The following is a 21973-nucleotide window of genomic DNA, read 5'->3' on the forward strand; positions in this document are numbered from 1 at the left end:
TTCCGGCATGACCGCACGTCCCGCCACGCCGACCGTCAGCGGGAGGCCGGTCCGGGGCTCATGCGCAGCAGCGACCTGCCGCCGATCGCGGCGAGCGTGAGAATCCCGACGCCGGACACCACCAGCGGAACGTTCACCTCGGCGACCTTCGCGACCGCGCCGGCCGCGAGCGCCCCGAACGGCGACACGCTCACCGACAGCAGGCGGAACACGCCGTTGACCCGGCCCAGGATCTCCGGCGGAATGGTGGACTGCCGGAAGGCCGTGATCAGTGTGTGCCAGATGGCGATGCCGAGCCCGACCGCGCCGAAGGAGACGGCCGCGACGGCCGGCGACCGGGTCGTGCCGAGCAGCAGACAGGCGACTCCCATGACGACGAGGGCCAGTACGGCGCCGGGCAGCACACCGATGGCCCGCCGGACCCGGTCGCTGCCGAGCCCGCCGATGACCCCGCCGACCGCGTTCGCCGCCAGATAGAACCCGAATGCGCTCTCCGGCAGGTCCAGCCACTGCACGACATAGAGCACCATCAGCACACCGAGGCTCATGGTGAAGAAGTTGAGAGCACCCAGAATGGCCGCCAGCCTGACGAGCAGGCGGTCCTCCCGCAGATAGCGCAGCCCCTCACGGATCGCCTGCCACCAGCTGGTGCGGGGCCCGGCCTGCTCGACCCGCACCCGCCGCACCAGCGGGAACATCAGCAGCAGCACACCGAGCAGGAAGGAGACGCCGTCGAGAACGAACGGCGCCGCCGCCGCGAACGCGAAGAGCACACCGCCCAGGGGCTGGCCGAGGCTGTCACGCATCACGACCTGCACGGCGTGCAGACGGCCGTTGGCCGTCGTCAGCGCGTCCTTCGGGACGACCTCGGGAAGCAGCGCCTGCGCCGTGACCAGGAAGAACGACTCGGCCATGCCGAGCACCGCCGCCGCGACGTACACCGCGGCCAGACCGAGCGTGCCGGTCAGCTGGCCCAGGGCGATCAGAGTGACGACGCCGAACCGGCACAGGTCGATCACGATGAGCAGGGCCCTGCGGTTGAACATGTCGGCCCATACGCCGCCGAGCGGCGCGAGCATCATTCCCAGCCCGATGACGACGGTGATCAGCGACAGCAGCAGCGGGTCGTGGGTGAATGACAGGGCGAGCAGAGGCAGCGCGGTGTTGCGCACGCCGTCGCCGAGAGACGACAGGGCGTTCGCCGTCCACAGCCGGCCGAAATGCGGCCAGGACGGTTTCTCCGCCGCCGGTTTCGCGGAATCCGGGGTCTCCTGCCGCAGCGCGTTCTCCGGGCCGTCCATGCTGCTCGCTTTCGTCACTCGTCCACCGGCCCTCTAACCGACGGTCTCGACGCCGGTGACGAGACTCAGCAGGCGCCCGTCCTCCTCGAAGAGGATCCGGTGCTGCTGGAGCGTATCCAGCCAGTCGGTGACCTGGGACGGCGCCGTACCGTCGGGGCCGGTCAACTGGTCGGGCCGCTTGGGCGAATTCAGCGCCCGCAGCAGGGGCAGCATCTGCTCGTCGACCGGAATCCGCTGCGCCGGACCGAACCGGGTGTCCTCGATGTGGAGGTCGTCGCCGTCGCGCAGCAGCACGAGGCGCGGTCGCCCTTCCGGGCTCTCCCAGCGGGCGCGCCAGTCGTCCACGACCCGCTGCAATGCGGGATACCACTTCAGGCCGGTCATGGCGTAGGGCGCGGGACCATGGTCGGAGAAGAAGTACGCGAGCTGGTCGAGACTCTGCGAATCGAAGGGGAAGACCAGCGGATAGAAGTCCATCGGACGCAGGTCGAGACCGTACTTGAGCCGCTCGTTGTAGTACGGGCTGAACCGGTCGAAGCGGATGAAGAACGCACCGGTCGGCGGAGTCAGATGAACGAGCAGGGGAAAGTCCCGCTCGTACTTCGCGTACATCTCCTCCGGCTCCTGCGGCGCGCCGATGAGCAGATTCCACTCCGGATGGATGCGGTACTGGAGGCAGTGCTTCATGAACTGCAGGTTCTGGAACGAAGTGGTGCCTTTGCCCAGCAGTTTGAGGGTCTCGGAGTTGAGTGACTCGATCCCTGCCTGGAGACGGTTGACCCGGGCGTCGGCGAGTGTCTTCATGGTGGCCGCGCTGACCGGGACCTTGAGCTCGTAGAAGATCGACGCGTCGTCCGGCGGGGAGGTGTGCGGGAAGACGTCCGTCGGGTAGTTCCTGGGCATGATGTAGTCGGTGCACATGTAGTTCTTGAACTGCGGATGGAGCGAGAAAAGCCACTCGAACTGCTGTATCGCGAGCTCCGGCGCCATCTGCCGGAATCCGATGGTCTCGTCGTTGAGACCACAGAACGTGCAGTGACTGCGGGCACCCCACCAGCACCCGCGCGAGGTCTCGAAGAACAGCGTGGGCTCCAGCTGTCCCTCGGCGACGACTTCGGCCGAATCCCGTATGGCGTCGGCGAAGTCGTCGTAGTAGAGGGGCACATAGTCGTTGATGTCGCGGTCCCGGCCGACGCTGAGCCGGACCTGCGGCTGCTTGCAGTTCTCCCGGCTGATGACGCCCCGGATGGCGGAGAGTTCGGCAGTCCGGCCGGCGAGCAGGCGATCCAGGAATTCGGAGAAGCTCACCAGGCTCGGACCGGAGAACACGTAGTCCAGATAGTCCACTTCCGACGCGAGGACGGCGCCCATCGTGGTCTCGCAGTTGGACCCGCCCAGGAGGATCACACACTCCGGGTTCCGGTCCTTGATCATCTTGGCCAGTGCGAGGGCCGGCGTGGTCTGTGCGAACATCGAGGTCAGGCCGACGACGTCGGCGGAGGCCAGGTCGTACCGGTCGATCAGCCCGGCCATGAACTCCTCGATGCCGTCGCGGTGCCGCAGCAGGTCCTCGCGGAACGAATCCCAGGCGGGCTCGCGGTAATACCGATGGAAGTAACTGTCGGCGTTGTCGGGCTCATCGGGAAACGCGATGTGCCGGAACAGCCACTCACCCACCCCGCTGTAGAGGTGGGTCATGTCGCCGGCGATCTCCTCGTACGTGCCGACGCCGAAGTACTTGGTGAAGTCGAGGTTCAGGTAGTGCAGCTGGGCCGTGGCCCGGTCGGAGAACTCCTGCTTGATCAGACCGGCGAGCTGGCTCAGCGCGAACGAAGGGCGATTCCAGTCGGCGAAGGGCATGTTGACGAAAGCGACGCGAAGCACGGCGAAACCTCTCGGAATGGCGGGCGACTCTCGCCGGATTCTCCGTATGAGAACACTTCGTACGAGGTGTCAGAGGTCTCCGGCGTCGAGCGTGTCGTCGACTGCCACGGGAGAACGGGCGCTTCGCGCCACGTCGAGCTCGGCCGAGATAAAAGCGAGACTTCTGCAAGGTGCATCGAGGTCATCGGCTGGCCCTCCCCCGTGTGGCCGAATGCTGCACGAGCCTAGGCACACGAACTTCGGCCGGTCAAGGGTCGAAAGTGATGCATGACATGGCTCGGGCCGGCTTCCCGCCCGGCGGTCCGGTGTCGCCGCCGACGCGGTGGGCTCCCCGGCTTGCGGTCCCGCCAATTCCGGTTGGCTGAGAGCGAGTTGACGTACAGTGGGCGTGCTGTGCCTGGCACGTCCACGGCCGCCGAGTTCAGTCGACCGACCCGCGGGGGGAATTGCGTTGAACACCGACATCGACAAGCGGACGCCGACCGAGTCCAAAGTGGTGGAGATCTGGACGGATGTCCTCAACCATGATCAGTTCGGTCTCGACGACAACTTCTTCGCCGTCGGCGGAAACTCGATGTCCGCGACAATGGTGACCTACCAGTTGCGTGATGCATCCGGACTCGAGCTCCCGCTCACTCTCATCTTTGAACACTCCACGGTCCGTGAACTCGCGAATGCCGTCGACGAGGCCACGAAGGCCGGCGCAGGCTCCGAAACCATCGCCGACTGAACCGGTCGTCGGAACGGTGGGACCCGACATCCGGGTCCGCGCCGTTCCTCGGCGTGCCGTCCGCGCCGATCCCGCGCGAAAGATGTGGCGAGATGCACTCAGACCTGACTCTCGAACAGCGGCGTGCCCGGTTTCTGCGCCGGATCCACCGCGCCGCCGCCCGACGCGACCGGCCACGGCTCCGGCCCGGGGCTCAGACGGTTCCCACGGCACTGCCCCGTGCCGTGGCCACGGGGCCGGCTCCCCGGCCCGCCCGCCGACGGGCGGGACGCGACCTCGACGAAGCCTGCGTCAAGGCGCTGCACCACATCGCCGCGGAGTGTGACGTGCCGGCCGCGACGGTCCTGGTTGCGGCCACGCTCGCGACCATCGCGCGGTACTGCGCGGAATCGGACCTGCTGGTCGCCGTCTCCACCGGACGGTCCGGCAGCCGGCCGCTCGCTCTCGCCATCGACCCGGCGTGGCGGATGCCCGACCTCGTCGCGGCGACGGACCGCGCCCTGGCCGAGTCCCGGCCGGCCGCCACCCGCCCCGCGGCCGCGGCCCGGCCGCCGGTCCTGCTGCGGATCGACGAGCACATTGACGAGAACGACGAGAACGGGGAGCACATCGACGCCGGTATCCACGGCGACGACAAGTCCCGTACCGGTACCGCCACCGGCACCGGCGACGATTCGCGCGTCGGTGACGTTCACATCGGACTGTCCACGGCGACGGGCACACTGACCGCGGCCTACGATCCCGACCGCTACGAGACGGAGCTGGTCGAAGGCGTGCTGCGTGGCACCGAGACCCTGCTCAAGGCCGCGTCCGCCACGTCGGACCTGCCGGTGTCCGCCCTCGCGCTCCACTCCGACGACGAGCTGCGCGACGTGATCGAGGGGCCCAACCGGACCGCGACCTCCCGTCGGCCCGACACCCTCACCGCCGCTTTCGACCGGGCGCAGCGGCGTTTCGCCGACCGGACGGCGCTCGTGGATGCGGCAGGCACGCTCACCTACCGGCAGGTGGCGGAATCCGCCGCCCGGCTCGGACGGCGGCTGCGTACGGCAGCCGGTGCCGGGCCTGAGTACCTGGTCGCCGTCCATGTCACCCGTGACGACAAGCGCTGGGTGATCGCCTGCCTCGGGGCGCTGTACGCCGGCGCCGCCTGGCTGCCGATCGACCCGGCGGTGCCGCCCGGCCGGCTGGCGACGCTCCTGCGCGACGCCGGGGTCCGTGCGGTCGTCTCCGACGCCCGGCTGCGAGGCAGGATCCCGGCCGGTGACTGGGTCGTCGTGAACCTCGACGACGACGCCGTGGCCGACTGCGCCCTGCCCGATGCCGCCGGTGCCGACGACTGCGCGCCCATGGAACCGCCGGCCACCGACCCCCGTCAGCTCGCCTACGCCATGTACACCTCGGGCAGTACCGGAGCGCCACGCGCGGTCCTCGTCGAGCACGACAGCACCGTGAACTTCGTCGAATCCCTGCAGCGGCTCTTCGAACTGACCCCCGCCGACCGGCTGTTGCAGTGCGCGTCGCCCGGCTTCGACGTCTCGGTGTTCGAGATCTTCTGCGCACTGCTGAGCGGTGCCTCCCTCCATATGATCGGCGACGACGACCGCCGCTCGGTGGAAGGACTGACGCAGGCGCTCGTCAAGGGCGGCATCACCGTCGCCGAGCTGCCGCCCGCGCTGCTGGAGCTGCTCGACCCCGGCCGCGTACCGATGCTGCGCCTCGCATCGGTCGGCGGCGAGCCGTTCTCCGGCCGGCTGACCACGCGCTGGGCCGAAGGCCGCCGGTTCGTGAACGGATACGGGACGACCGAGACCACCATCGGCGTCATCTACAAGGAATGCACCGGCACATGGCGGTCCTCGCCGCCCATCGGGCGGCCCGTCGACAACCACCAGGCGTACATCCTCGACGACGACCTGCGCTCCGTACCGCCCGGCGCGGTGGGCGAACTGTTCGTCGGCGGAGCCGGCGTGGCGCGCGGCTACCTGGGCCACGCGGCCCGCACGGCGGAGCGTTTCCTGCCCGACCCGTTCCGGCCGGGCGAACGCCTCTACCGCACCGGCGACCTCGCCCGCTGGTCCGCCGAGGGCGACATCGTCTTCCTGGGGCGCCGGGACCGTCAGGTGAAGGTCCGCGGACAGCGCGTGGAGCTGGGCGAGATCGAAGCGGCCCTCGCCGAGCGGCCCGAGATCTCCGCAGCCGTCGTCGCCGACATCGACGCCACCCTCGTCGGCTACCTCGTGCCGGCCGCCGGTCACCGGCCGCACCTCGACGACATCCACCGGGATCTCGCCGATCGCCTCCCGTCGTACATGGTGCCGGGGCTGCTCGTCGAGGTGGAGCAGATCCCGATCACCGCCTCCGGCAAGGTCGATCTGGCCGCGCTGGCAGCCCGGAAACCCGCCGGCTCCGCCGGCCCGGCCGCGCGCGACGAGGAGCGGGGCGTCCGGCCGCACGGACACGGGACCGGCCTCGGGACCGGCCTCGGGACCGGCCTCGGGGCCGCCCTCGTGCGACGGATCACGGAAGAGGGCTATGCCGCCGTACTGCCCGGTGCGGCCGTCGGCGACGACACCAGTTTCTTCGCCGCGGGCGGCGACAGCATCCGCGCGATCCGGCTGCTGTCCTGGGTGCGTGAGGCATTCGGTGTCGAGGTGGCGATGAGCCGGTTCTTCCGGCGTCCCACCCCCGCGGCGCTGGCCGAAACCATCGAGCGGGCCCTGAGCGCAGACCCCTCGGACGGCCCGGAGCCGGCCGACTCGCCGACGCGGGCGCCCATCCCCGTCACGGCCACGGACACGGACGCCGAAGCACCGCTGTCGTCGGCACAACAACGCCTGTGGTTCCTGGACCAGTTGCAGCCGGACAACGCCGCGTACAACGTCACCGAGGTGTTCCGCCTGCGCGGTGCCCTCGATGCCGAGGCTCTGCGTCGGGCACTGCACGCGCTCATCGTCCGGCACGAGATACTGCGCACCCGCTACCTGACGTCGGCCGGAGTGCCGCGCCAGGTGGTGGACCCCGAACCCACCACGGAACTCGCGGTCGTCGATCTGACCGGCGCCCCCGGCGCGGAGCTGGACGAGCTGCTGGCCGCCGCCGCTGCCGGGCCGTTCGACCTCTCGACCGGTCCACTGATACGCATCACGCTCGTGCGCCTGGGCCCTGATGAGCACGTGCTCTCGTGGGTCATCCACCACATGGTGGCCGACGGCCGCGCGACCGAGGTGCTGTTCTCCGAGCTGAGCCGGCTGTACCACTCCTTCCACCACGGAGGGCCCGCGGGCCTGCCCGCCGTCCCCCTGCGCTTCCGGGACTACGCCCGCCGGCAGCGGGCAGCCCTCGGCGATGACGCGCACCGCCGTGACCTCGCCTACTGGCGTGAGCAGTTGGCCGGCGCGCCGGGCCAACCGGAGCTGCCGGCGGACCGGCCCCGGCCGGCCCGCCCCACGAACCGCGGCGGCACCCTCCACTTCGCCCTCCCGCCCGAGACCGGCCCCGCACTGGCCGGATTCGCCGCCCGCACCGGTGTCACCTCGTACATGACGCTGCTGACCGCGTTCTTCGCGCTGCTGTCCCGGTACGGGCGCGGCAAGGACATCGTCGTCGGCACGCCGTTCGCCAACCGCAACCGGCGCGAGGTCGAGGATCTGGTCGGCTTCCTGGTCAACACGGTGCCGCTGCGCGCGGACTGCGCGGGCGACCCGACGTTCGCCGCCCTGCTGCGCCAGGTGACCGAGACGACGCTCGCAGCGGGCGATCACTCCGAGGCGCCGTTCGAGGACCTGGTCTCCGAACTGCGCGTCGAGCGCGATCTGCGGGTCAACCCACTGGTGCAGGTGATCTTCCAGGCGATCGAGGCCCCGGAGAACCAGTTGCGGCTGGAGGGCGTCGAGCTGACGAAGATCCCGGTGGACGAGCGGTCCGCGGCCTTCGACCTCGTCATGGAGCTACGTACCGACCGGCACGGGCGGCTCACCGGGCGGATCAATTTCAGCACCGACCTGTTCGACCGGGAGACGGTTGCGCGCATGGCCGGGCACTACCGGCGGATACTGAGCTCGGCACTCGCCGATCCCGACCGGCGGCTGTCACAGCTCGACATGCTCGGACCCGACGAGCGACGGGAGCTGCTGGAGACGTTCAACTCCACCGTCACCACCCCGGTGGACACCATGACCGCGGTCGTCGAGCGGCACGCCGCGGCGGCCGGTGCCGCCGTCGCCGTCGTCGACGAGGCCGGGCGGACCACGTACGCGGAGCTCAACGCGGCCGCGAACCGGCTCGCCCACCACCTGCGGTCGCTCGGTGTGGGCCCGGACGTCGTCGTCGGTGTCTGCCTGCGACCTGGCGCGGACCTCATCACCGCCATGCTCGCGGTGCTGAAGGCCCAGGGAGCGTATCTGCCGCTCGACCCGGGACATCCCGCAGAGAGGATCCGCCTGCTCCTCGCCGACTGCGGCGTGACCGTGGTGATCGGCCACCGGGACGTACACGACACACTGCCGTCCGGCCTCTCGCACGTCGTCCGTCTGGACGACGAGCGGGCAGACATCGCGGGCCTCCCGTCGGACAATCCGCCCGGCCCCGATCCGGAGGGTCTGGCGTATGTCATCCACACCTCAGGCTCCACCGGGCGCCCGAAGGGCGTCGCCGTACCGCACCGCGCCCTGGTGCGGCTCGTGTTCGGCGGCGACCAGTCACCGGTGGGCAGCGACGACACGTTCCTCCTGCTGCATCCGGCCAACTTCGACCCGTCCAACCTGGAGATCTGGCTGCCGCTGGCACACGGTGCGACCATCGCGGTGCCGGGGGAGCGGCTCACCGACCCGGTCGACATCGGCGCGGCCGTCCGCCGCCACGGCGTGACCGTCCTGTGGATGACCGCGGCTCTGGCGCATCTGGTCGTCGACACCGATCCCCAACTGCTCGCCGGGGTACGGCAGCTGGGCATCGGCGGCCAGGCCCTGTCCGTACCGCACATACGCCGTCTGCTCCGGGAGCTGCCCGAGTTGCGGCTCCTGAACTGCTACGGCCCCACCGAGTCCGCGACCAACACCACCCTGCACCCCATCGTGGCCGAACCGGCACCGGACGCCACTTCGATACCGATCGGCCGGCCCATCGGCGACACCCGTGTCCACGTCGTCGGCACGGACGGCGAACTGGTGCCGATCGGCGTACCCGGGGAGCTGTACATCGGCGGCCGCGGGCTGGCGCGCGGCTACCGCGGCGCTTCCGCCCTGACCGCGGAACGTTTCGTTCCCGACCCGTTCGGACCCCCCGGGCAGCGCGCCTACCGCACCGGCGACATGGTGCGGTGGCTGCCGGACGGCACGCTCGACTTCCTCGGGCGCGAGGACGACCAGGTGAAGATCCGGGGATACCGGATCGAGCTCGGCGAGGTGGCCGCGGTGATCCGGCGCCACAGCGGCGTACAGGACGCCCATGTACTGCGGCGCGGCGACGCAGGGACGGCCGAGCTGGCGGCGTACGTCGTCGGAGCGGCCGGCTTCGACACCGAGGACCTGTTCCGCGGTCTGCGACAGCAGCTCCCGCACTACATGGTCCCGGCGACGATCACCCCGCTGCCCGAGCTCCCGCTGTCGTCCAACGGCAAGGTGAACCACGCACTGCTGCCCGAACCCCGGAAGACCGGCGCGGACAGCGCGGGCCGGCCGCCGCGGACCGACCTGGAGAAAGTGGTCCATGCGGTGTGGGCGGATGTACTCGGCCGCGGCGAATTCGGCATCGACGACGACTTCTTCGCGCTCGGCGGCAACTCGTACCAGGCCACCCGCGTCATCGCACGGCTGCGCTCGCTGCTGAGCGTCGAGCTCCCGGTGCGTGCGATCTTCGAGCACCGGCGCGTCACCGAACTGGCGACCGCCGCGGCGGCGGCACCGGTGGCATCCGACACCGGCAGCACGGCGATCCGCCCACGGCCCGCCGACCGGACGGCGCCGCTCTCGGTCGGCCAGCAACGACTGTGGTTCCTCGACCAGTTCAACCCGGGAAGCGCCGACTACAACGTGCCGCTGAACCTGTGGCTGCGCGGGAGTCTCGACGCACAGGCGCTTCGGGCGGCGCTGCGCGAGGTGGTGTCCCGGCACGAGGTCCTGCGCTCCCGGTTCACGCTGGGCGAGGACCGGGTCCTGGTGCAGTTCGTCGAGCCTGCCGACGTCTTCGAGATCTCCGAATCCGACCTGTCGGGCCTGCCCGCCCCGCAGGCCCGGGCAGCCGCCGAGGACCGGGCGGCCCGATCCGCACGGCGCCCGTTCCGGCTGGACCGGGGCCCGCTGATCCGCGCCGAGTTGCTGCGCGTCGGAGCCGAGGAGCACCTGCTCTCCGTCGTGGTGCACCACGCCGCCGCGGACGCCGAGTCGTTCCGTCTGCTCCTTGCCGAACTGGCACAGCTCTACGGCGCGTACACCGCGGGGCTGCCCAGTCCCCTGCGGACGCTGCCGGTCCAGTACGGCGACTACGCGCTGTGGCAGCGGCAGCTCAGCGGGACGGCCGAAGAAGCAGCCCTGGGGTACTGGCGGGACCGGCTCGCGGACCTGCCCGTGCTGCGACTGCCGACCGACCGGCCCCGCCCGCGGATCCGGACCGGGGCCGGCGGCCGGCACCACTGCGACCTGCTGGACGAGTCCGGTGCGAAGCGGCTGAGCGCGGTCGCACGGGCCCACGGCGCGACGGAGTTCATGGTCCTGCTCGCCGCCGTGCAGACCGTCCTCGGCCGGACCGGCGAACAGGACGACTTCGGCGTCGGCACGCCGGTCTCCCAGCGGACACGGCCCGAACTGGCGCCCCTGATCGGCTTCTTCGTCAACACCATAGTGCTGCGCGCCGACCTCTCCGGCGACCCGACCTTCGCCGAGCTGCTGACGCGGACCCGCGACATCGCCCTGGCCGGGTACGCCCACCAGGAGGTGCCGTTCGACCGGTTGGTCGAGGAACTGCTGCCGGCCCGCACCCCGGGGCGCAATCCGCTCTTCGACGTGGTCTTCCACGTGGACGACGCCTCCGGCACGGTGCCGGCGCTGCCCGGGCTCGACGTGCACCTGACCGATGTCGACACGGGCACCGCGAAGTTCGACCTCGATATCGCCGTGGTCCCCCGAGACGGGGTCCTGACCTGCACGGTGGAGTTCAGCACCGACCTGTTCACCACGCCCACGGTGACACGGCTGGTGGCCGGGCTGCGGGAAACGCTGGGCGCGGCATTGGCCGATCCAGGACGGCGACTGTCCGAGCTGCCCGGGCCGACGGCACTCCCCGGGCGTTCTGGGGATTCCGGGCCGGACGGCGGATGACCAGCACCAGAGTGAGCCCGCACAGCGACGAGACGGATTCGATCATGGGGGTGGGAGGATGAGCGCCGGCGTCGACAAGACCGGTGTATCCGACGACGTGGACCGCTGGTTCCTCGGCGGACTCGGGCGGTCGTGGCGCGGGACCCAGCTGCTGTGCCTGCCGCACAGCGCCGGCAACGCATCGAGCTACCGCACCTGGCTGGCCCCGGTCGAGGCCGATGCGGGCGCCGACGCGGGCATCGACGTGGTCCCCGTACAGCTCCCGGGCCGGGAAACCCGGCTCTTCGAACCGCCGTTCACGGATCAGCCGACGCTGATCACCGCGCTGGCCAGCGTTGTCGAGCGGTCCGGCTTCCGGCGCATCGCGCTGTTCGGACACAGCATGGGCGCCGTGCTGGCCATCAATCTGTGCCGCGCGCTGGAGGCGGCGGGCACCCCGGTCGCCCATGTCTTCGTCTCCGGCCACGCCGGTCCGGCCCAGCGGCCGACGGCCGCCTTCCCGACCGACGTCTCCGACGAGACCGTCATGGAAGCCCTCGGCGCCGCCGGCTCACCGAGCCATCAGATGCTGCTGAACCACCCCGAACTGAGGGAGCTGGTGATTCCCGTCATGCGGGCCGACCTCCAGCTGGTCATGACCGGTATCGCCGCAGGGTCGCCGGTGCAGGCGCCGATCACCGCACTGAACGGCGGGGACGACGACTCGCTGGACGGGCGGGATCCCAGCGGATGGGCCGCCCTCACCACAGGGCGATGCGTGTCGCATCGCCTGCCCGGAAACCACTTCTACCTGGCGGAGCAGGGCGACGAGGTCGCCCGCATCGTCCAGGGCGTCCTGGCGGACGGGGCCTAGACCCTGTCCGGGCGGTCTGCGATGGGCCCGGGCGGATGGACGGCCGGCCGGGCTCCGTTGCAGTCGTCCGGACAGGACCTGGGCCGTGTGTTCCGCACCTCCACCGTCTCACCACCTCCACCACTGAGAGGATCCACATGTCGTCGTACACCGTCGTCGTCAACGACGAGGAGCAGTACTCGATCTGGTCGGCGGACCGCGAGATCCCGGCCGGATGGCGGGAGACCGGTATGCGCGGATCGAAGGAGGAGTGCCTGGCCCACATCGACGAGGTCTGGACCGACATGCGCCCGCTGAGCCTGCGTCTGCGGATGGAGTCGACGAGCCGATGACATCCTCACGTGTCGCAGTCGTCACCGGCGCCGGGCGCGGCATCGGTGCAGCCACCGCCCTTCGGCTGGCCGCCGACGGTGCGGCCGTCGGTGTCCTCGACATCGACGAGGACACCGCGGCGGACACCGCCGACCGCATCCGTGCGGCCGGTGGCACCGCCGTCCACGTCGTCGCCGACGTCGGCGATCCCGATCAGGCCGGCGCCGCGCTGGCCACCGTGGCCGCCCAACTCGGTCCCCCGGTGATCCTCGTCAACAACGCCGGCGTCATCAGGGACCGGCCGCTGCAGGACCTGACACTCGACGACTGGAACACCGTCATCGACGTGAACCTCCGCGGCGCGTTCCTGATGTGCCAGGCGATCCGGCCCCATCTCGTCGCGCAGCGCTGGGGACGCATCGTCAACCTGTCCAGCTCCTCCGCGCTGGGCAACCGCGACCAGGCCAACTACTCGGCCGCGAAAGCCGGCATCGACGGTCTGACCCGGACGCTCGCGATCGAACTGGGATCGCACGGGGTGACGGTGAACGCCGTGGCCCCCGGCTACATCGTCACCGACATGACCGCCGGAACGGCCGCGCGCATGGGCGTGGACTTCGAGAAGCTCCAGCGCATGGTGGCCGCGCAGACACCGGTGCAGCGGGTGGGCCGGCCGGCCGATGTGGCGAACGCCGTCGCGTTCCTGGTCGGGGAGGACTCCGGCTTCATCTCCGGCCACATGCTGTACGTCACCGGGGGCCCGATGCGCTGACCGTGTCCGCAGCCGCCAGCGCCGCTGCGAGCTCCGCCACCGTACGGTGCTGGAACAGCATCAGCGGCGGCACCTCGGCACCGCACCGCTCGGCGAGGGCGGCGGCCACATGGAGGGTGTCGAGGGACGTGCCGCCGAGGGCGAAGAAGTCGTCGGTCACGCCGGCCGGCGACCGGCCGAGGACGGCGGTCCAGACGTCGCTGACCGCGGCCTCCCACCCGGTGCGGGGAGCCCGGTCGCCCGACGCGGCGTCGCGTCGGCGTACGGGGTCCGGCAGCGCGCGCCGGTCGACCTTTCCGTTGCCGGTCAGCGGCAGCCGGTCCAGCGACACGAACGCCCCGGGGATCAGCGGTTCGGGCAGCCGCTCCCGAAGATGGGCGCGCAGCGCCGCGCCGTCCACATCGTCCACACCGTCCGCCACCACGTACGCCACGAGTCCGGCCGCCATTCCGCTGCCCCGGACGGTCACGAACGCGTCGCGCACGCCCGGATGCCCCACCAGCGCCGCCCGGACCTCACCTGGTTCGATACGGAAACCACGCAGCTTGACCTGATCGTCGATGCGCCCGGCGAACTCGATGGTGCCGTCGGGAAGCCGGCGGGCCAGATCTCCGGTTCGGTACAGCCGGCCGCCCGGCGGCCCGAACGGGTCGGGCACGAACCGTTCCGCGGTCAGCGCCGGCCTCCCCAGATAGCCCCGGGCCACACCGGCCCCGCCGATGAGCAACTCGCCGAGGACGCCCACCGGCACCGGATTGCCGTCGGCGTCCACGACGTAGGCACGGGTGCCGCCGATGGGCCGGCCCACCGGAACCGGGAGCCCCGTGTCGAGCTGATCCAGGGCGACCGGATGTGTGGTGGCGAAGGTCGTCGTCTCGGTCGGCCCGTAGCCGTTGACGATCCGCAGCCCGGGCACCGCCTCCAGCAGGGTGCGCAGATGCGGGACCGACAATGCCTCGCCGCCCACCACCAGGGTGCGCACCGACGCCAGGGCCTGTGGGTGGACGTCCGCGACCAGATTCGCCAGCTGCGCGGTCAGCCACAGTACGGTGACGCCCAGCCGGTCCAGCTCCGCGCCCAGCTCGCGTGGACCGACGGGCCCGGGCGGATGGACGGCCAGCCGGGCTCCGTTGCAGAGCGCGTTCCACATCTCGAACGTGGACGCGTCGAACGCGGTGGGGGCGAGCATCAGCAGGGTGTCCCGTGGGCCGGTCTCGACCTGGTCGAGACCGCACACGAGCCGTACGACGCAACGGTGGGTGACCGCGACCCCTTTGGGGACGCCCGTGGAGCCCGATGTGTAGATGACGTACGCGAGATGGTCCGGCGCGATGTGAACCGCCGGCGGATCCGACGACTGCCGTTCGGCACCGGGCGGCGGCACGTCGATGAGCAGTCGCTCCAACTCGATGGGATACCGGCCGGACAGCTCCTGATCGGTCACCAGCAGACGTACCGAGCTGTCGTGGTGGACGAACGCGATCCGCTGCGGGGGATGGGCCGGATCGACCGGTACGTACGCACCGCCTGCCTTGAGCACCGCCAGCAGCGCCACGACCTGCTCCGGCCCGCGCGGCAGCAGCACCGCGACCCGGTCGTCCGGGCGGATGCCGAGGGCGACGAGGCGGTTCGCCAACCGGTTGGCCTCGGCGTCGAGTTCGGCGTACGACCGCTCATACGGCGGGCTCCACAGGGCCGTGGCGCCGGGGGAGGCGGTCACCTGCCGGGCGAAGAGGTCGACCACCGTCGCCGCCGGTGTGTCCGCCGTCCGGTTGACGGCCTCGACGACGTCCTGCCGCTCCGCCTCGCCGAGCATGTCCAGTCCGGACAGCGGCCGGTCGGGGTGGGCGAGCGCGTGGACGAGCAGTCGCTGGAAGTGGCCTGCCATGCGCTCCGCCGCGTCCGCGCTGAACAGGTCGGCGTTGCAGGTGAACGCTACGGGGTACGCGTCGTCGTCGCCGCTGTCGACGACGGTGACCGCCACATCGAACACCGAACGCGGCTGCGCGGCGACGGCCGGCCGCAGGCAGTGCGACCCCTGCTCGTCCCGTGCTTCCTGCTCGTCCCGCGTTTCCTGCTCGTCCCCGGCCGGTGCCGTCCTCGGCCATACGTCAAGGGCGACCTGGGCGATCGGATGCCGGCTCAGGTCCCGATCAGGTGCGACGGCCCCGACGAGCCGCTGGAACGGCAGACCGCCGTGGTCGACCGCGGCCCGGGTGGCCTCGCCTGCCCGGTCGACCAGTGCCCGCAGCGAGGGCGTGCCGGACCCGTCGATCCGCAGCACCAGCAGATTGGACAGGTACCCGACCACCTGCTCGGCCCCGGCGGGCCTGGCGCCCGGCGTCTGCGTGGCGAACACGACGTCACGCGAGCGCGAGTAGCGCGCGAGAAGTGCGGCGAGCGCGGCAGCGAAGACCGTGAACGGCGTCGTACCGTCGGCGGTTTGTGTGCACAGCTCCCGCACGGGCCGGCGGGGAACGGTGACGACGACGGTGCGGCCGCGCTGGGTGTGCACCGGCGGCCGGAGCCGGTCGCCGGGCAGCTCGGCCCCGGCGGGCAGATCCCTCAACCCGGCCTGCCAGAAAGCAAGCTGGTCGTCCTGGTCGCCCGGTCGGGGCCGCTGCACAGGGACGGCCGGGGGTGACGCCACGGAGTGCGGCGTGCCGGTGACGGCCGACCGGTACAGCGCGGTGAGATCGGCCGACAGCAGTCCGGCGGAGTGGGGGTCGCAGACGATCCGGGGCACCGCGACCGTCAGAAGATGTTCGTCGGTGCCGTGTTCGGTCACGTTTCTCGTCACGATGGCGCGCAGGAGCGGACCGCGGCGGAGGTCGAACGGCTGACGCGTCACGTCGTCCACGGTGCCGACGACGGCTGCGGCGTCCGCGGCTTCCACGGCGTCCGCGGCGTCCAGGGTGGTCGTTCGGTCGCGGCCCTCGGGTTCATCGGTGGCCAGGGTCAGTTCGTAGTCGTCCGCGGTCGCCGTCGACTGCCGTGGTACGACCTCGTCGGAAGTGAAACGCGTCCGCAGCGCCGGGTGGCGCCGCACCAGTGCCGTCAGCGCCGCGCGCAGCGCCGTAGGGTCGGGGCGGCCGCATATCCGCCACGCCAGAACGACGTTGTCCGCGGGACCGGACAGGCACCGCTCGGCGATCCATTGCCGCTTCTGCGCATCGGACAGCGGTGCCCGGTCCCGGCCGGCCGAGCCGGCTGCCTCGGTGTCGACCGGTGCGGCGCCCGCCGTCACTGCGCCCTCCTCCTGGGTCGGGACATTCGATCACCGTAGCAGCCGAGATCGAACTGGACGGTGACTTTCGAACCGGTGCACTAGGCTTCGTCGGAGCGCGCTCGCAGGGAACCGGAAGGCTCTGAATACGGGGGGACATATGGAATTCGGCCATTCCGCCGATGAATGGGAGTTCCGCGACCGGGTCCATACCGAACTGGAATCCGTGGAACTCGTCGCCGAACTGGCGCGGTTGCGTTGCAGCGACGAACGGGAGTCGGACGAACGGGAGTTGTACCGGCTACTCGGCGAGCGGGGACTGCTCGGAGTCGACTGGCCCCGCGGTTATGGCGGACAGGGACGCAGCACCGTGCACGCCGCCATCGCCGTGGAGGAGATGATGCGGGCCGGAGTGCCCGACACGCTGTATGTCAACGGTATTCAGACCGTGGGAAATCTGATCCTGCTCACCGGCAGCGAGGAACAGAAGCAGCGCGTTCTGCCGTTGCTGGCGAGCGGCCGGGGCTTCGCGAGCGTTCTCTACACCGAGCCCGGCGTCGGTTCGGATCTGAGTGCCCTGACGACCCGGGCGGTCGCGGTCGACGACGGCTTCCGCATCGACGGCGTCAAGATCTTCAACCTCAAGAGCGGCATCACCGATTTCGGGCTCTGTGCGGCACGTACCTCCACCGAGGTGTCGCGGTACGAAGGCATCACGCTGTTCCTGCTCGACATGCGCGCACCCGGGGTCCACGTCGAACGCCTGGACACCATGGCCGACGAGCAGTTCCACCGGGTCGAGCTGGACGGTGTCCTCGTCACCGAAGCCGATGTCGTCGGTGGGATCGGCAACGGCTGGGCGGCGCTGGCCGAGGCACTGCCGCTGGAACGCACGGGATTCGACTTCGCCCTGCGCGCCGAACGGTGGTACCGGGCCGGCTGCTCGGGACTCACCGGCGCGGACGCCGCGCCGGAACCCGGACCCAGCGCCGACTGGCTGGCGGAAGTCGGACGGCACGGGGCCGCCGCCACGGCGGCACGCCTGCTGGCCTGGCGCTGCGTCGGGGCGGCCGACGCCGACCGGTACGACGAGGTCCGGACGTCGGCGGCAAAGTGGTACGCGAGCGAGCAGGCGGCGGCGATCGCCCGCTGGGCCGCGGTGCGCCACGGGTTCGACGCGCCGCCGGAACTGGCGGCACTGCTCGACAGCGCCTATCGGGAGGCGCCGGGCCTGACTCTCTCCGGCGGCACATCGGAGATGATGCTGCAGACTCTCGCCGGTTTCCTGCTCGCCGGTGAGCCGTCGGCTCCCGGCCGCCCGGCGGTGGTCTGACATGCGGCTCGAAATCGACGACGTACAGCGTGACATGGCGTTGGCCGTGCGCGCCGGGCTCGAACCGGTGGCCGGTCCCACGGGGGAGCTCGATCCCGCCGACGTACACGCCTGTCTCGCAGGCCTGGAGCTCTTCGCGCTGGAACTGCCGGCCGAGGCCGGCGGGCTGGAGTTCGGACCCGCCGACGCGGTACCGGTCTGCGAGGAACTGGGGCGTTGGGCCGCCCCCGACGCGTACCGGACGAACACGCTCTTCGCCGACCTCGTCACGTCGGCCGGAGCAGGCGTGGAGGGCAGCGGGCACGGGTCACCCCTCAGGAGCGACCTGCTCGCCGCGGTCGCTGCCGGAAAGGTCACCGTGAGCCAGGCCGCCGGCGCCGGCGTGACCGCGGCAGCGGTGCCCGACGGTCTCCGGCTCACCGGGGAATGCGCGCTGCCGGACCCACTGCCGGACCCGGGCTTCCACCTCGTTCCGGCCGGCCGTGACGGAACGGCCGTGCTCGCCGCGGTCGCCGCCGACGACCCCGGCATCACCACCCGGGCCACCCGGCGCGACGGGGTGCGCCGCCTGTGCCTGACGGGCGCCACGGCGCTCACACTGTCCGGGCCGCTGCACGCCACGGACGGCGTACCCGCACCTCTGCTCGTACGCGCTCGCCTCCGGCAGGCCGCCTACCTGCTGGGGCTCGCGGCCGGCGCGCATCGGCTCGCGGTCGCCCGGGCGGCGAGCCGGCAGCAGTTCGGGCGCGGCATCGGTGAGAACCAGGCAGTCGCCTTCCCCCTGGCCGAGCAGTTCGCGCACCTCGAGGCGGTGCGACTCCTGGTGCACCAGGCGGGCCGGGCCGACGGCCGGGACGCGGCGCTCGGCGCCACACAGTCGCTCGCGTACGCGGCGGAACTCGCCCTGCGGGTCACCGCTCACGCGGTGCACGTCCACGGCGCGGCCGGCATCACCCGGGACTCCCCGGTCCAACGGCACTACCGGGCCGCAGCCATCGAGGCGACCCGATGGGGCGCACCCGCCTCGTTGTGGCGCGAGGCCGGAACGCTCCGGCTGACCCCGGACAGGCCCTAGGCGGACGGCGGCTGAGCCGGCGGCGGAGGTCCGGGCAGTGTCACGCGGGTGCCGGGACCTCCGCCGGACGCGGTCCCCGGCGCACTCGCCGAGAGGCCGTCCGCGATCCGCACCTGCGCCACACCGCCGGCGAGCGCCTCGCGGGCCGCGACGAGTTTGATGGTCATGCCGTCCGTCACCCAGGCCGGCGCCGCGGCACCCGCCGGCGGCAGACGGTACGTGTCGAGCACGCTCGCCGGATCGCCGGGGTCGCGGAGCACGCCGGGCGCACCGGTCAGGAAGACCAGGCTGCGGGCCCGGAGCGCGACCGCGACGGCGGCCGCGGCGCGGTCGGCGTTGGTGTTGACCGGCTCCCCGTCCTCGGCGAGCGCCGGGGGCGACACGACAGGCACCACGCCCGCGGCGAGAAGGCCGTGCAGCAGCCCGGCGTTGACGTCGACGATGCGGCCGCCGCGGTCGTCGCGCACAACGGTGAGCCGCCCCTCCACGACGGCGCGCACGGCGGCCCTGCGGCGGGCTCGCAGCAGCCCCGCGTCGAGGCCGGTGAGCCCCACCCCGAGGACGCCGTGCCGGGCCAGGGCGGCGACCAGGGCGGGCTTGACCCGGCCCGCCAGCGCCAGCGTCAGCACATCAAGGGTCGCCGTGTCGGTGTAGCGGGTCACCACACCGTCGGGTGCGGTGAGGTGCCGCAGCCGCACGCCGAGCTGCCCCGCGAGCCGCTCCATCTCCGCGGACCCGCCGTGGACCAGCACCACCTTCTCGCCCGCCGCGGTCAGCCGGGCGACGTCCGCGCAGAGCCGGGACACGTCCACGGCGCCGCTGCCCCCGCACTTGACCACCAGGATCCCCGGCTCCGGGCCGGACGGGTCAGTGCTCACAGCGGGTGCAGTCCGGCGAACTCCAGACCCAGCCGCTCCGGCCAGCCCTGGCGGATGTTGACGCACTGCACCGCGTTGCCGGCCGCACCCTTCATCAGGTTGTCCAGCGCCGCCACGGCAACCACCTGCCCGTTGTCCTCGTCGAGGGCGAAACCGACGTCGCAGAAGTTCGAGCCGCTGAGCATCTTCGGCTCGGGGAGCCGGTACAGCCCCCTGCGCTGGGCGACGACCCGCACGAAGGGCTCGGTGCCGTAGCAGTCGCGGTACACCCGGCGCAGATCCGGCTCGCGCACCTCTGTGACCAGCGAGGCACGGCACAGGACCTGTGCGCCGCGCACCGCCTCCACCCCGGTCGCGCTCATGCTCACGCTCAGGCCGGTGGCCTGCGCCACCTCCGCCTCGTGCCGGTGTCCGGCGGGTGCGAACACCCGCATGGCGCCGCTGCGTTCCGCGTGCAGATTCATCCGCCCCGCGCCGGAGCCCGAGCCGCTGGACCCGATCCGGCCGTCGACCGTCACGCGCGCGTCGACCAGGCCGGCCGCCGCCAGCGGATACAGGGCGAGAATCGCCGCGGTGGCCATGCAGCCGGGGACACTGATGCGGTCGGCATCCGCGAGTTCCTTGCGATGCCGCTCCGGCAGTCCGGTGACGAAGTCCGGCAGCAGCCCGGGGGCGGTGTGCGCGGCACCGTAGTACCGCTCGTACACCTCCGGGTCGCGCAGCCGGAAATCGGCGCTGAGGTCGACCAGGCAATCGGCCCGGTCCTTCCACTGCGCCATCATGTGCATCGTCTCGCGGTGCGGGGTCGCCAGGAACAGCACGTCGCACCGGGGCGCGTCGTCCCAGCCGACGAACGTCAGGTCGGTCAGGCCCCGCAGGTTGGGGTGCGCACCGTCCACCCGCTTCCCCGCCAGACCGCGGGAGACCGGCGCGACCAGATCGAGGAAGGGGTGGCCGAGCAGCAGCCGGCACAGCTCCCCTCCGATGTATCCGCTCGCGCCGACGACTCCCGCCCGCAGGACACGGCCGTCCGCGTCACTCACCCCAGTCCTCTTCCACCTCCGGCGCCAGCGCCAGCAGGACCGGCTCCACGCTGAGGATCTCCAGCTCGCTGCGGCACTCGGGGCACTCGACGATCTCGTTCTGCCGGGGCGCGGCGTCGAGCGCGACGCCGCCCTCACAGCTGGGGCACAGGGCCGTGGTCGTGGGCATGGTCAGACTCTCCTTGTGTCGGTGTGGTCGGTATGGTCCGTGTGGTGTGTGTGGTCGGTGTGATGGGTGGTACGGGGATCGACCAGGGTCAGCGCCTCCGCCACGATGCGTTCCACCGTGACGCCGGAGTCCTCGAGCAGCTCTCGTTCGCTGCCGACGATCTCGACACGGCTCTCCGCGACCCCGACCCGGCGCACCCGGCACGGGTGATCGGCGGTCACCACCTCGCTCACCGCGCCGCCGAGGCCGCCCACGACGACGTGGTCCTCGACCGTGACGATGCCGGCGGATTCGCGCGCCGCGCGCCGCACCGCCGCCTCGTCGAGCGGCTTGACCGTGTGCATGTTCAGCACCCGGGCCGCCACTCCCGAAGCCGCGAGCCGGTCCCGGGCGGCGAGCGCGAGGTGGACCGGCAGCGGTCCCGTCGCGATGAGGGTCACGTCGTCGCCTGTGGCCAGTTCCGCCGCGGTGCCGATGCGGAAGTCGTACGGCTCGCGATACACCTGCGGCGTCTCGGTGCGGCCGAGCCGGATGTACACCGGCCCCGGGTGATGGGCGGCGGCTCGCACGGCCAGGGCCGTCTCGGCGGCGTCGGCCGGCACGATGACCGTCAGATGCGGCATCGTCCGGGCGATAGCCAGATCCTCCAGGGCGTGGTGCGAGGGGCCGTAGTGCCCGGCGGACAGCCCGCCGTGCGTGGCGACCACCCTGACCGGCAGGTTGTTGCCCGCCACGTCGAGCTTCAGCTGCTCGCAGGCCCGGGTGGTGGCGAAGGTGCTCATCGTGTTGGCGAACGGAATCATCCCGGCGGCGGCGAGCCCGGCGGACGTCCCGAGCAGGTTCGCCTCGGCGATGCCGACGTTGACGTACTGGCCGGGCAGTTCGGCGGCGAAGCCGTCCTCGAACCCGCCCATGTCGGTGTCGACGCAGAAGATACGGTCGTCGGCGCGGGCCAGCTCCAGCAGCGTACGGCGGTAGACGTCCCGGGTCGCGCCGGTGTACTGCGCCGCCCAGGTGTCCGTGAGCACCGGCACCTGCTCGCCCGCACCCGTGGCTGCCGTGCCCGCCGGATCCCTACCCG

The 21973-nt window shown here is 71.6% G+C and carries 14 protein-coding genes; 7 read left to right on the forward strand and 7 right to left on the reverse strand.

What is annotated here, in order from left to right; all coding sequences use genetic code 11:
* Positions 1-35 precede the first annotated feature (35 nt).
* Both AC0699_RS14345 and AC0699_RS14350 read right to left on the reverse strand, forming a co-directional pair.
* Complete coding sequence (locus AC0699_RS14345; protein WP_478659698.1) at positions 36-1319, reverse strand: MFS transporter; 1284 nt, start codon at positions 1317-1319, stop codon at positions 36-38.
* A 15-nt stretch (positions 1320-1334) separates the two neighbouring features.
* Positions 1335-3185, reverse strand: coding sequence for a RiPP maturation radical SAM C-methyltransferase (locus AC0699_RS14350; protein ID WP_478659701.1), 1851 nt, complete (start codon positions 3183-3185; stop codon positions 1335-1337).
* 451 nt (positions 3186-3636) lie between these two features.
* On the opposite strand from AC0699_RS14350, the gene AC0699_RS14355 reads away from it, so the two are divergent.
* The 5 genes from AC0699_RS14355 (at position 3637) to AC0699_RS14375 (ending at position 13168) form a co-directional block, all read left to right on the forward strand.
* Positions 3637-3915 carry a phosphopantetheine-binding protein gene (locus AC0699_RS14355; protein ID WP_478659704.1) on the forward strand — a complete coding sequence of 93 codons (279 nt, stop codon included), beginning with the start codon at positions 3637-3639 and terminating at the stop codon, positions 3913-3915.
* Between the two features lie 92 nt (positions 3916-4007).
* Complete coding sequence (locus tag AC0699_RS14360) at positions 4008-11231, forward strand: amino acid adenylation domain-containing protein (protein WP_478659706.1); 7224 nt, start codon at positions 4008-4010, stop codon at positions 11229-11231.
* Positions 11232-11289: 58 nt separating this feature from the next.
* On the forward strand, positions 11290-12084 hold the full coding sequence (locus AC0699_RS14365) for a thioesterase II family protein (protein WP_478659708.1): 795 nt from the start codon (positions 11290-11292) through the stop codon (positions 12082-12084).
* A 137-nt stretch (positions 12085-12221) separates the two neighbouring features.
* Positions 12222-12416 (forward strand): MbtH family protein, encoded by a 195-nt coding sequence (locus AC0699_RS14370; protein ID WP_478659710.1) that lies wholly within the window; start codon positions 12222-12224, stop codon positions 12414-12416.
* Positions 12413-13168, forward strand: a complete 756-nt coding sequence (locus tag AC0699_RS14375; protein WP_478659712.1) for an SDR family NAD(P)-dependent oxidoreductase — start codon at positions 12413-12415, stop codon at positions 13166-13168. Before AC0699_RS14370 ends, AC0699_RS14375 begins: the two co-directional genes overlap by 4 nt.
* On the opposite strand, the gene AC0699_RS14380 is transcribed toward AC0699_RS14375, so the two are convergent.
* Positions 13146-16415 carry a non-ribosomal peptide synthetase gene (locus AC0699_RS14380; protein ID WP_478659714.1) on the reverse strand — a complete coding sequence of 1090 codons (3270 nt, stop codon included), beginning with the start codon at positions 16413-16415 and terminating at the stop codon, positions 13146-13148. The two genes, AC0699_RS14375 and AC0699_RS14380, sit on opposite strands and share 23 nt — an antisense overlap.
* A 139-nt stretch (positions 16416-16554) precedes the next feature.
* On the opposite strand from AC0699_RS14380, the gene AC0699_RS14385 reads away from it, so the two are divergent.
* Complete coding sequence (locus tag AC0699_RS14385; RefSeq protein ID WP_478659715.1) at positions 16555-17727, forward strand: acyl-CoA dehydrogenase family protein; 1173 nt, start codon at positions 16555-16557, stop codon at positions 17725-17727.
* Position 17728: 1 nt separating this feature from the next.
* Entirely contained in the window at positions 17729-18802 is a 1074-nt protein-coding gene (locus tag AC0699_RS14390) for an acyl-CoA dehydrogenase family protein (RefSeq protein WP_478659717.1), read from the forward strand.
* Here AC0699_RS14390 and AC0699_RS14395 read toward each other — a convergent pair.
* From AC0699_RS14395 to AC0699_RS14410, 4 genes are read right to left on the reverse strand one after another with little or no spacing between them, the layout of a single operon-like run.
* Positions 18799-19680 carry a [LysW]-aminoadipate kinase gene (locus tag AC0699_RS14395; protein ID WP_478659719.1) on the reverse strand — a complete coding sequence of 294 codons (882 nt, stop codon included), beginning with the start codon at positions 19678-19680 and terminating at the stop codon, positions 18799-18801. The two genes, AC0699_RS14390 and AC0699_RS14395, sit on opposite strands and share 4 nt — an antisense overlap.
* Entirely contained in the window at positions 19677-20723 is a 1047-nt protein-coding gene (gene argC, locus AC0699_RS14400) for an N-acetyl-gamma-glutamyl-phosphate reductase (protein WP_469769694.1), read from the reverse strand. Before argC ends, AC0699_RS14395 begins: the two co-directional genes overlap by 4 nt.
* Positions 20716-20892 carry a lysine biosynthesis protein LysW gene (locus AC0699_RS14405; RefSeq protein ID WP_469769695.1) on the reverse strand — a complete coding sequence of 59 codons (177 nt, stop codon included), beginning with the start codon at positions 20890-20892 and terminating at the stop codon, positions 20716-20718. The genes argC and AC0699_RS14405 overlap by 8 nt, the downstream gene beginning before the upstream one ends.
* A gap of 2 nt (positions 20893-20894) precedes the next feature.
* Positions 20895-21920, reverse strand: a complete 1026-nt coding sequence (locus AC0699_RS14410; protein ID WP_478659722.1) for a transketolase family protein — start codon at positions 21918-21920, stop codon at positions 20895-20897.
* Between the last annotated feature and the right edge of the window lie 53 nt (positions 21921-21973).

The organism is Streptomyces sp. NPDC043870, from assembly GCF_056435785.1.